The sequence below is a fragment of the Pseudomonas sp. S2_F03 genome, from assembly GCF_054668335.1.
This window is the reverse complement of the sequence record NZ_CP162759.1, coordinates 4991022-5002846: the sequence shown is the minus strand read 5'-3', so window position 1 is coordinate 5002846 and position 11825 is coordinate 4991022. Positions and strand designations below refer to the sequence as shown.

The 11825-nt window shown below is 59.9% G+C and carries 7 protein-coding genes and 2 pseudogenes; 6 read left to right on the top strand and 3 right to left on the bottom strand.

The genetic code is table 11. The features are described from left to right. Position 1: 1 nt before the first annotated feature. Positions 2 to 661 carry a GntR family transcriptional regulator gene (locus tag AB4N76_RS23380; protein WP_046027032.1) on the bottom strand — a complete coding sequence of 220 codons (660 nt, stop codon included), beginning with the start codon at positions 659 to 661 and terminating at the stop codon, positions 2 to 4. 265 nt (positions 662 to 926) lie between these two features. On the opposite strand from AB4N76_RS23380, the pseudogene xdhA reads away from it, so the two are divergent. From xdhA to guaD, 4 genes and pseudogenes are all read left to right on the top strand, one after another. Continuing rightward, positions 927 to 2380 (top strand): annotated as a pseudogene (xdhA, locus tag AB4N76_RS23375) (xanthine dehydrogenase small subunit). After that, positions 2373 to 4772: a xanthine dehydrogenase molybdopterin binding subunit gene (xdhB, locus tag AB4N76_RS23370; protein ID WP_046027034.1), complete on the top strand. Its 2400-nt coding sequence runs from the start codon at positions 2373 to 2375 to the stop codon at positions 4770 to 4772. The pseudogene xdhA and the gene xdhB overlap by 8 nt, the downstream one beginning before the upstream one ends. A gap of 118 nt (positions 4773 to 4890) precedes the next feature. Continuing rightward, the gene (xdhC, locus tag AB4N76_RS23365; RefSeq protein ID WP_460163574.1) at positions 4891 to 5736 is read left to right on the top strand and encodes a xanthine dehydrogenase accessory protein XdhC; all 846 of its coding nucleotides are present in this window, start codon (positions 4891 to 4893) and stop codon (positions 5734 to 5736) included. A gap of 24 nt (positions 5737 to 5760) precedes the next feature. Then, positions 5761 to 7065, top strand: a complete 1305-nt coding sequence (gene guaD / locus AB4N76_RS23360) for a guanine deaminase (protein WP_077430582.1) — start codon at positions 5761 to 5763, stop codon at positions 7063 to 7065. Between the two features lie 176 nt (positions 7066 to 7241). Here guaD and AB4N76_RS23355 read toward each other — a convergent pair whose 3' ends face one another. Beyond that, positions 7242 to 8006 carry a GntR family transcriptional regulator gene (locus AB4N76_RS23355; RefSeq protein WP_046027037.1) on the bottom strand — a complete coding sequence of 255 codons (765 nt, stop codon included), beginning with the start codon at positions 8004 to 8006 and terminating at the stop codon, positions 7242 to 7244. A 391-nt stretch (positions 8007 to 8397) separates the two neighbouring features. Between AB4N76_RS23355 and AB4N76_RS23350 the strand changes: the two are divergent. Further along, positions 8398 to 9582: pseudogene (locus tag AB4N76_RS23350) on the top strand (benzoate/H(+) symporter BenE family transporter); the annotation flags it as partial. 161 nt (positions 9583 to 9743) lie between these two features. Here AB4N76_RS23350 and AB4N76_RS23345 read toward each other — a convergent pair. After that, positions 9744 to 10088, bottom strand: a complete 345-nt coding sequence (locus AB4N76_RS23345) for a YggL family protein (protein ID WP_007971486.1) — start codon at positions 10086 to 10088, stop codon at positions 9744 to 9746. 234 nt (positions 10089 to 10322) lie between these two features. Between AB4N76_RS23345 and dacB the strand changes: the two genes are divergently transcribed. Then, on the top strand, positions 10323 to 11783 hold the full coding sequence (dacB, locus tag AB4N76_RS23340; protein ID WP_046027039.1) for a D-alanyl-D-alanine carboxypeptidase/D-alanyl-D-alanine endopeptidase: 1461 nt from the start codon (positions 10323 to 10325) through the stop codon (positions 11781 to 11783). The last annotated feature ends 42 nt before the right edge of the window (positions 11784 to 11825 follow it).

Genomic DNA, 11825 nt, shown 5'->3' with positions numbered 1-11825 from the left:
CTTAGGCGTCCGTCAGGGCAGAGATCACCAGATCGCAACTGCGCTGGCCGTAAGCGGTCAGCACTTCACGGATCTGCGCAAAATCGCGGGCAATCACGGCTGCGAGCAAGCGCTCGAACAGTTCCAGATACTCGCTCATCGACGCCTTGCGCTGATCCAGGGCAAGGAAGTAAGCACGGCTCATGGCTGGCTGCAGATTCTCGACGGTTTCCTGCAGATACGGATTGTTGGCAAATGGATACGTGGCGCGCATCACGCTGAAACTGTCGTCGACGAAGGTGTGGATGTCCTGGCGTTCGTAACTGGCAGCCAAACGCTGCTGTATTTGCACGAACGGCGCCAGGTCGGCCTGGACTTTCCAGCCACTGGCCACGGCATTGGCGAGCAGGATGTACATCTCGCCCATCAGCGTGCACAGGCTCTGCACCTTGTGCGGGGTGAGCTCGGTCACATGGGCGCCACGTCGCGGCAGGATCGCGATCAAGTGACGGCGCTCAAGGATCAGCAAGGCTTCGCGGACCGAACCGCGGCTGACATTGAGAGCCAGCGTGACCTTCTGTTCCTGAATGCGCTCCCCGGGCTTCATTTCGCCGCGAATGATGCGTTCGGCGAGGTGGTGAGCAATTTGCTCGGCGAGGCTGTCCGGCGCCTTGAACGTCATGGTTGTCCTTCAAACTCTTCGATCTGCACAAGCGGCGCAGTGTAGCGCACTTGATAGGTCATGGCGCAGGGCCCACTCGGCGGTTTTGGCACGATTCAAGCAAAAAGCAGGCAAGTGCGCGAGGGTCAATAATGAATAAATGAGGTGTTAACCGACAAAATGCTTTTTCCTGACCTTCAAGTCAGAAAAACATTGACCGAAAAGTCAGACCTGCTAAATTCGGTTCAAGTGGGTTAACAACAATAATGAGTCTGCGAGGCCTTCCGTGATCCAGTTTTTACTTAACCAGGAACTCCGTAGTGAGCACGCCCTGGACCCAAACCTGACCGTGCTCAATTATCTGCGCGACCATGTGGGCAAACCCGGCACCAAAGAAGGCTGCGCCAGCGGTGACTGTGGCGCCTGCACCGTGGTGGTCGGCGAGTTGCAAACGGATGACGATGGCCGCGAACACATTCGTTATCGCAGCCTCAATTCGTGCCTGACGTTCGTCTCGTCACTGCACGGCAAACAATTGATCAGCGTTGAAGACCTCAAGCACAAAGGCCAACTGCACAGCGTGCAACAAGCCATGGTCGAGTGCCACGGTTCGCAATGCGGCTTCTGCACCCCCGGCTTTGTCATGTCGCTGTTCGCCCTGCAAAAGAACAGTGATCAACCGGACTCGCACAAGGCCCACGAAGCGCTGGCCGGCAACCTGTGCCGCTGCACCGGCTACCGACCGATCCTGGAAGCGGCCCAACAGTCCTGCTGCGGTAAAAAACCGGATCAGTTCGACGCCCGTGAAGCAGAGACCATCGCGTGCCTGAAAGCCATCGCCCCCACCGCCATCGGCGAACTCAACAGTGGCGACAAGCGCTGCCTGGTGCCGTTGACTGTCGCCGACCTGGCGGACCTCTATGACGCTTATCCACAAGCCCGCCTGCTGGCCGGCGGCACGGACCTGGCGCTGGAAGTCACGCAGTTCCACCGTACCTTGCCGGTGATGATCTATGTCGGCAACGTCGCCGAGATGAAGCGCATCGAGCGCTTCGACGATCGCCTGGAAATCGGCGCCGCCACCACCCTCTCCGATTGCTACGAAGCGCTGAACGTCGAATACCCGGACTTCGGCGAACTGCTGCAACGCTTTGCGTCCCTGCAGATCCGCAACCAGGGCACCCTCGGCGGCAACATCGGCAACGCCTCGCCCATCGGCGACTCACCTCCCTGCTGATCGCCCTCGGTGCGCAGATCGTGCTGTGCAAAGGTGAAACCCGTCGCACCCTGGCGCTGGAGGATTACTTCATCGATTACCGGGTGACGGCGCGCCAGGAAAGCGAGTTCATCGAGAAGATCATCGTGCCGCGTGCCAGCGCCGAACAACTGTTCCGCGCCTACAAGGTGTCCAAGCGTCTGGACGATGATATTTCCGCGGTCTGTGCCGCGTTCAACATCCGTGTGGAAAACGGCGTGATCGCCGATGCCCGCGTGGCTTTCGGCGGCATGGCGGCCATCCCGAAACGTGCCAGCACCTGCGAAGCCATGTTGGCTGGTGCACCGTTCAACAGCGCCACCGTCGAGCGCGCCTGCGCCGCACTGGCCGAAGATTTCACCCCGCTGTCGGACTTCCGCGCGAGCAAGGAATACCGCCTGCTCAGCGCGCAGAACCTGCTGCGCAAATACTTCATCGAACTGCAAACACCGCACATCGAGACTCGGGTGACCGCTTATGTCTAATCATCACGCTGTAGAGAAGACCCAAGCCGAACTGGCTGAACTGTTCGCCAAGGACCTGACCACCGGTGTCGGCCGCAGCGTCAAGCACGACAGTGCCGCCAAGCATGTGTCCGGTGAAGCGCAGTACATCGATGACCGCCTGGAATTTCCGAACCAGTTGCACGTCTATGCGCGCCTGTCAGACCGCGCCCACGCGAAAATCATCAGCATCGACACCGCGCCCTGCTACGCCTTCGAAGGCGTGCGCATCGCCATCACTCATGAAGACGTGCCAGGCCTGAAAGACATCGGCCCGTTGCTGCCGGGCGACCCGTTGCTGGCCATCGACACCGTGGAATTCGTCGGTCAACCGGTGATCGCCGTCGCGGCGAAAGACCTGGAAACAGCGCGCAAAGCCGCGATGGCCGCAATCATCGAATACGAAGATCTGGAGCCGGTGCTGGACGTGGTCGAAGCCCTGCGCAAACGCCACTTCGTGCTCGACAGCCACACCCATCAACGCGGCGACTCAGTCACTGCATTGGCCACCGCTGAACATCGCATTCAGGGCACGCTGCACATCGGCGGCCAGGAACACTTCTACCTCGAAACCCAGATCTCGTCGGTGATGCCCACCGAAGACGGCGGCATGATCGTTTACTGCTCGACCCAGAACCCCACCGAAGTGCAAAAACTGGTGGCCGAAGTGCTGGACGTATCGATGAACAAGATCGTCGTCGACATGCGCCGCATGGGCGGTGGTTTCGGCGGCAAGGAAACCCAGGCAGCGAGCCCGGCGTGCCTGTGTGCCGTGATCGCGCACCTCACCGGTCAACCGACCAAGATGCGCCTGCCGCGTGTCGAAGACATGCTGATGACCGGCAAGCGTCACCCGTTCTACGTCGAGTACGACGTGGGCTTCGACAGCACCGGTCGCCTGCATGGCATCAACCTCGAACTGGCTGGCAACTGCGGTTGCTCGCCGGACCTGTCGGCGTCGATTGTCGACCGTGCGATGTTCCACTCCGACAACTCGTACTACCTGGGCGATGCGACCATCAACGGTCACCGCTGCAAGACCAACACCGCGTCGAACACGGCCTATCGCGGCTTTGGCGGCCCGCAAGGGATGGTCGCCATCGAAGAAGTGATGGACGCGATTGCCCGTCACCTGGCCCTCGATCCGCTGGCCGTGCGCAAGGCCAACTATTACGGCAAGACCGAGCGCAACGTCACCCATTACTACCAGACCGTCGAGCACAACATGCTCGAAGAAATGACCGCCGAACTGGAAGAAAGCAGCCAGTACGCCGAACGCCGCGAAGCGATTCGTCGCTACAACGCCAACAGCCCGATCCTGAAAAAAGGCCTGGCGCTGACCCCGGTCAAATTCGGCATTTCGTTCACCGCCAGCTTCCTCAACCAGGCGGGTGCGCTGATCCACGTCTACACCGACGGCAGCATCCACTTGAACCACGGCGGCACCGAAATGGGCCAGGGTTTGAACACCAAGGTCGCGCAAGTCGTGGCCGAAGTGTTCCAGGTGGAGATGGACCGCGTGCAGATCACCGCGACCAACACCGACAAAGTGCCAAACACCTCGCCGACAGCCGCTTCCAGCGGTGCCGACCTGAACGGCAAGGCTGCACAGAACGCCGCCGAAACCATCAAGCAGCGCTTGGTCGAATTTGCCGCGCGCCAGTACAAAGTCAGCGAAGAAGACGTGGAATTCCACAACGGTCACGTGCGGGTTCGCGATCACATCCTGACGTTTGAAGCGCTGATCCAGCAGGCGTATTTCGCTCAGGTGTCACTGTCGAGTACCGGCTTCTACAAGACCCCGAAAATCTACTACGACCGCAGTCAGGCCCGTGGTCGTCCGTTCTACTACTTCGCCTTTGGCGCCGCGTGCTGCGAGGTGATCGTCGACACCCTGACCGGCGAGTACAAAATGCTGCGCACCGACATCCTCCACGACGTCGGCGCCTCGCTGAACCCGGCCATCGACATCGGCCAGGTCGAAGGCGGATTCATTCAGGGCATGGGGTGGTTGACCATGGAAGAGCTGGTCTGGAATGCCAAAGGCAAACTGATGACCAACGGCCCGGCCAGCTACAAGATCCCGGCCGTGGCGGACATGCCGCTGGACCTGCGGGTGAAGCTGGTGGAGAACCGCAAGAACCCGGAAGATACGGTGTTCCATTCCAAGGCCGTGGGCGAGCCGCCGTTCATGCTGGGCATTGCGTCGTGGTGCGCGATCAAGGACGCCGTGGCGAGCCTGGGTGACTACAAGCATCAACCGAAAATCGACGCACCGGCGACGCCGGAGCGGGTGTTGTGGGGCTGTGAGCAAATGCGCCAGTTGACGGCAGTGAAGGCTGTTGAGGCCGAGACCGAGTTGGCTTCGCTTTAAGACCGCAGTGCGGCCATCGCGATCAAGCTCGGCTCCCACAGGGATTGCACGAAACCTGTAGGAGCATGGCTTGCCAGCGATGAGGCCCGAACAGACAACAAAAGATGTCGAGGTGAATATGTACAACTGGATCGACGCCCTCGCCGACCTGCAATCCCAGGGTGAACCCTGCGTGTTGGTAACCATCATCGAAGAGCTCGGCTCGACGCCGCGCAATGCCGGTTCGAAGATGGTCATCAGCGCAACCCAGAGCTTCGACACCATCGGTGGCGGGCACTTGGAATACAAAGCCATGCACATCGCCCGCGACATGCTCGCCAGCAGTAAGCAAGACACACATCTGGAGCGTTTCAGCCTGGGCGCCAGCCTCGGCCAGTGCTGCGGTGGCGCGACGGTGTTGCTGTTCGAACCGATGGGCCAGGTCCAGGCACAGATCGCCGTATTCGGTGCCGGCCACGTTGGCCGCGCATTGGTGCCACTGCTCGCCAGCCTGCCTTGCCGGGTACGCTGGATCGATTCGCGCGAAGACGAGTTCCCGGAACAGATCCCCCACGGCGTGCGCAAAATCGTTTCCGAAGAACCTGTGGATGAAATCGACGACCTGCCCGCCGGCAGCTACTGCATCGTCATGACCCACAATCACCAACTCGACCTCGAACTCACCGCCGCCATCCTCAAGCGCAACGACTTCGCCTACTTCGGCCTGATCGGTTCGAAGACCAAACGGGTGAAATTCGAACATCGCCTGCGCGACCGTGGTTTCGATAGCGGCGTCGTGCAACGCATGCGCTGCCCGATGGGTATCGGCGAAGTCAAAGGCAAGCTGCCTGTGGAAATTGCCATCTCCATCGCCGGCGAAATCATCGCCACCTATAACGCGAATTTCGGCCAGCAGACCGCCAGCGCCGGATCATCGATTGCCAAACTGCTGCCTGCTTCACGCCGCAGCCAAGCCTCCAATTGATAAGCCTAAAAACCGAGAGCCCCCATGCCTTTGACTCGCAAAGCTTACCGCGCCGCCATCCTGCACAGCATTGCCGACCCTGCTGAAGTCGGCATTGAAGCCTCGTACGAGTATTTCGAAGACGGCTTGCTGGTGGTCGACAACGGCCAGATCAGCGCGCTCGGCCACGCCAGCGACTTGCTGCCGACCCTGCCGGCCGACATTGAAATCACCCATTATCAGGATGCGTTGATCACCCCGGGTTTCATCGACACCCACATCCACTTGCCGCAAACCGGCATGGTCGGTGCCTACGGTGAACAACTGCTGGACTGGCTCAACACTTACACCTTCCCGTGTGAAAGCCAGTTCGCCGACAAGGCCCATGCGGACCAGGTGGCGGACATTTTCATCAAGGAACTGCTGCGCAACGGCACCACCACCGCACTGGTGTTCGGTAGCGTGCATCCACAATCGGTGAACTCATTCTTCGAGGCCGCCGAACAGTTGGACCTGCGCATGATCGCCGGCAAGGTGATGATGGACCGCAACGCCCCGGACTACCTGACCGACACCGCCGAATCCAGCTACGTCGAAAGCAAGGCATTGATCGAGCGCTGGCACGGCAAGGGTCGCCTGCATTACGCCGTCACCCCGCGCTTTGCGCCGACCAGCACCCCGGAACAACTGACCCTCGCCGGCCAACTGCTCAGCGAATTCCCTGACGTGTACATGCAGACCCACATCAGCGAAAACCTGAAGGAAATCGAGTGGGTCAAGGAGCTGTTCCCCGAGCGCAAGGGCTACCTCGACGTTTACGATCACTACCAATTGCTGGGTGAACGCTCGGTGTTCGCTCATGGCGTGCACCTGTGCGACGACGAGTGTGCGCGGCTCGCGGAAACCGGCTCGGCCATCGCCTTCTGCCCAACGTCGAACTTCTTCCTCGGCAGCGGTTTGTTCAATCTGCCGATGGCCGAGAAGCACAAGCTCAATGTCGGCATCGGCACCGATGTGGGCGGCGGCACCAGTTTCTCGCTGCTGCAAACCCTCAACGAAGCCTACAAGGTCATGCAACTGCAAGGCGCGCGCCTGAGCCCGTTCAAGTCGCTGTACCTGGCCACACTCGGCGGCGCTCGCGCGCTGCGCCTGGAGGACAAGATCGGTACGCTGAAACCGGGTACCGATGCCGACTTCCTGGTGCTGGATTACAACGCCACGCCGCTGCTGGGCTATCGCTTGAAGCAGGCCAACAACATTGCCGAGACGTTGTTTGTGTTGATGACGCTGGGGGATGACCGGACTGTTCTGCAGACGTATGCGGCGGGGAATCTGGTGCATCAGCGCTAAGGTATTCCGGGCTGATCGTTCCAACGCTCTGCGTGGGAATGCCTCTAGGGACGCTCCGCGTCCAGTGACGCGGAGCGTCACGGGCTGCATTCCCACGCAGAGCGTTGGAACGATCAGACGCTCAAAAAATCCCCCGCAGTCTTCAGGCTACGGGGGATTTTTTTGTCCCGGGTCTATCAGAGTTTCGCGGCCGACCGCCCTGGCTTTTTGGTCTGCAACAAATGCGAGAACACCGCGTGCAAATCATCCGACGCGCTTTCTTCGTCGAGGTTGAGTTTGCTGTCGATGTGATCCATGTGATGCATCATCAAATTCACCGCCAGCTCAGCGTTGCGCGCTTCGATGGCATCGATCAGTTGGGTGTGTTCATCGTAGGAACAGTGGGAACGGTTGCCACTTTCATATTGGGCGATGATCAATGAAGTCTGCGATACCAGGCTGCGCTGGAAGCTGATCAATGGCGCGTTCTTCGCCGCTTCGGCGAGTTTGAGGTGGAATTCACCCGACAGACGGATGCCCGCACCGCGATCGCCACGGGAGAAGCTGTCACGTTCATCGTTGACCATTTGCCGCAACTCGGCGAGCTGCTCGGCGGTGGCATGCTCCACCGCCAGTTCGGTGATGGCCCGCTCCACCAGACGTCGGGCGAAGAACACCTGACGGGCCTCTTCGACGCTCGGGCTGGCGACGACCGCGCCACGGTTCGGACGCAGCAGCACCACGCCTTCATGGGCCAGGCGCGAGAGTGCGCGACGAATGATGGTGCGACTGACCCCGAAAATTTCCCCCAGCGCTTCTTCGCTCAACTTGGTGCCGGGCGCCAGGCGCTGTTCGAGGATGGCCTCGAAGATATGCGCGTAGACAATATCGTCCTGGGTACCGCTGCGGCCGGCTTTGCCTGCTCGCGGTTGTTTCTTGAGGGGCTGCAACTGTTCGTTCATGGGCACTCGAGTCGGGGGAGAACTGCGGCGAATTGACGGTGACTGTAATACGGCACAGTGGGTCGCTGGCAAGTATCGCGTAAAAAACACCGCGATTGTACACAATGGATGGTGGCAACACGACTGTACGGCTGTTTGTCGCTTCCGCTGTATTGCAACGATCCGCTACGTTTGAGTTTAGGCTTGAACGCAGAATCCGCGCGTTAACCCGATCCCTGTAGCAGCTGGCGAAGCCTGCGTTCGGCTGCGTAGCAGTCGTAAAACCTGAATACGCGGGCTCCCTTATACGCCGTGCCGGCTGATCTCACGACTGCTTCGCAGCCGAACGCAGGCTTCGCCAGCTGCTACAAAGGGCCTGGGCATCTCCACTAGAACAAGGAACACCGCCGTCATGAACGACGCCACGCACACGCAGCTCCGTCCCTTGGCCGACACCTCGCCTTCGGCCATCGTCGCCGGTTTCATTGCGATGATGACCGGCTACACCAGCTCCCTGGTCCTGATGTTCCAGGCCGGACAAGCGGCGGGCCTGACCAGTGGGCAGATTTCGTCGTGGATCTGGGCGATCTCGATTGGCATGGCGGTGTGCTCGATCGGTTTGTCCCTGCGTTATCGCACCCCCATCACCATTGCCTGGTCGACCCCCGGCGCGGCGCTGCTGATTACCAGCCTGGGCGGTGTGAGTTATGGCGAAGCCATCGGTGCCTACATCACCTGCGCGGTGCTGGTGACGATTTGCGGCCTGACCGGCAGCTTTGAACGATTGGTGAAAAAGATTCCGGCATCCCTGGCCGCGGCGCTGCTGGCAGGGATTCTGTTCAAGATCGGCAGCGAAATCTTCGTCGCCGCCCAGCACCGCACCGGGCTGGTGCTGGGCATGTTCTTCACGTACTTGCTGGTCAAACGCCTGTCGCCGCGTTATGCCGTACTGGCCGCGCTGTTGATCGGCACCGCATTGTCAGGGGCCATGGGGCTGCTCGACTTCACTGGTTTCCATCTGGAAGTGGCCACGCCGGTCTGGACCACCCCGCATTTCTCCCTGGCTGCAACCATCAGTATCGGTATTCCGTTGTTCGTGGTGGCCATGACCTCGCAGAACATGCCGGGCATCGCCGTCCTGCGTGCCGATGGCTACACCGTGCCGGCCTCACCGCTGATCACCACCACCGGCATCGCCTCGTTGCTACTGGCTCCGTTCGGCTCCCACGGCATCAACCTCGCGGCCATCAGCGCGGCGATCTGCACCGGGCCGCACGCCCACGAAGATCGCAACAAACGCTACACGGCAGCAGTGTGGTGCGGGATTTTCTACGGGATTGCCGGAGTGTTCGGCGCGACGCTGGCGGCGCTGTTTGCCGCATTGCCGAAAGAGTTGGTGCTGTCGATCGCGGCACTGGCGCTGTTTGGCTCGATCATCAATGGCTTGAGCATTGCCATGACCGAAGTGAAGGAGCGGGAAGCGGCGTTGATTACCTTTATGGTCACGGCGTCAGGGCTGACACTGTTTTCCATCGGTTCGGCGTTCTGGGGGATTGTGGCGGGGGTGGTGACGCTGGTGATTCTGAATTGGCGTAAAGTTAAACGCTTCGCAGCCTCGTTTCACTCGACAGCTGCTACAGGACGACAAAATCCATGTAGCAGCTGTCGAGTGAAACGAGGCTGCGTGCATTTAATCTGCACATAAAAAAAACGGCGACCCTTGGGTCGCCGCTTTTTTTAAGACAAAAATCTATGACATCAAGCTACCGGATTGATCGGCTTTTCCGGGTACCAGACGTCCAGCAGCGGGCTGACTTCAACGCTGGTCAGCTCGGTGCGGCCTTTGAGCCAGGCTTCAACGGCAGCGCGCTGTTCAGCGCTGACCGAGCCACGCTTCTGCAGGCAAACCAGACCGTAGTCGTCGCCGCCAACATAGCCCAGACCGTTGGCTTCCATGGCTTCTTTGAGGAACGCGTCGAGGAAAGCATCAATGGCTTCATCAGCCAAATCTTCTTTGAAATCCAGGTTCAGTTCGAAACCCAGCTCTTGAAATTCATCGACGCACAGTTTTTTGCGCAGACGCTGGGAACGGTTAGTCGCCATTGGAACAATCCTCAAAAGTAATAACGGGCGGCACTTTAGCAGTTTAAGCCGCTTATTGCCCGACTCTCTGGCCGCCAATGCTGACCGTCGGTAAAAAATAGCGGTTTAGAGGGGTATCGCAAGGCACAAGCCATCAAGCCTTGGGGCATAATGCCGACACGTTCATGACCACTGAGGGATTTTTATCGCCATGCCCTCGTCTTTTTCCCCCTCGCCTGTAGGGTTTTACTGCACATGATCAAATCTTTGCGTCCATTGCTGCTGGCCGGTTTCATTCTTCCCCTGGCCCTCTCCGTTTCCGCCGCTCCAATCAACACTGCGCTCTCGCCCAACGTCGAAAAAGCCCTCAAGGCCAGCAAATTGCAGGACAGCGCCTTGTCGCTGGTGATGATTCCGCTCACCGGCCCAGGCACTCCCACCGTTTTCAACGCGGATGTTTCGGTCAACCCAGCCTCGACCATGAAGCTGGTCACCACCTATGCGGCGCTGGAAATGCTCGGCCCCAACCACCAGTGGAAAACCGAGTTCTACACCGACGGCACCCTCAGCGGTGGCATCCTCAACGGCAACCTCTACCTCAAGGGTGGCGGCGATCCAAAGCTGAACATGGAAAAACTCTGGCTGCTGATGCGTGACCTGCGCGCCAACGGCGTGACGCAAATCACTGGCGACCTGGTGCTGGACCGCAGTTTCTTCACGCAACCGCAATTGCCCGAGTTCAACGACGATGGCAATGACGAGAACAAGCCGTTCCTGGTCAAGCCCGACTCGCTGATGGTCAACCTCAAGGCGCTGCGCTTCGTGGCGCGCAACGACAATGGCCGTGTGCTGGTGTCCGTCGAACCGCCGATTGCCAGCATCCGCATCGAAAACCAGGTCAAGGCCCTCAACTCCAAGCAATGCACCGGTGGCGTGCGTTACAACCCGGTAACCCAGGCCGATGGCAGCGTGACCGTGACCGTCGGTGGCCAGTTGGGCGATGGTTGCAGCTCCCAGACCTACCTGTCGCTGCTTGACCATGCGACCTACACCGCCGGCGCCGTGCGGGCAATCTGGAAAGAGCTGGGCGGCAGCATTCAGGGCAAGGATGTATTGGCGCCGACCCCAAGCAATGCCAAATTGCTGGCCCGCGCGTTTTCGCCGGACCTGGCGGAAATCATCCGCGACATCAACAAATACAGTAACAACACCATGGCTCAGCAACTGTTCCTGAGCCTGGGCCAGAAGTACCGCACGGACGCCGACGGTGACGACGCCAAAGCCGCGCAGCGTGTGGTTCGTCAGTGGCTGGCGAAGAAAGGCATCACCGCGCCGCACCTGGTGATGGAGAACGGTTCCGGCCTGTCCCGCGCCGAACGCGTCAGCGCTCGTGAAATGGCGTCGATGCTGCAAGCCGCCTGGCACAGCCCGTACTCCGCCGAGTTCATTAGCTCGATGCCGATTGCCGGCACCGACGGCACCATGCGCAAACGCCTGAAGACTACTGCGATGCGCGGTGAAGCCCACGTCAAGACGGGCACCCTGAACACTGTGCGCGCCATCTCCGGCTTCAGCCGCGACGTCAATGGCAACACGTGGGCCGTGGTGGCGATCCTCAACGACAAAGCACCGTTTGGCGCATCGTCGGTACTGGATCAGGTCCTGCTGGACTTGTATCGCCAGCCGAAACTGCCGGAAACGGCTTCGGTGTTGTAACCCCCGATCCGATCGTTCCCGCGCTCTGCGTGGGAACGCATT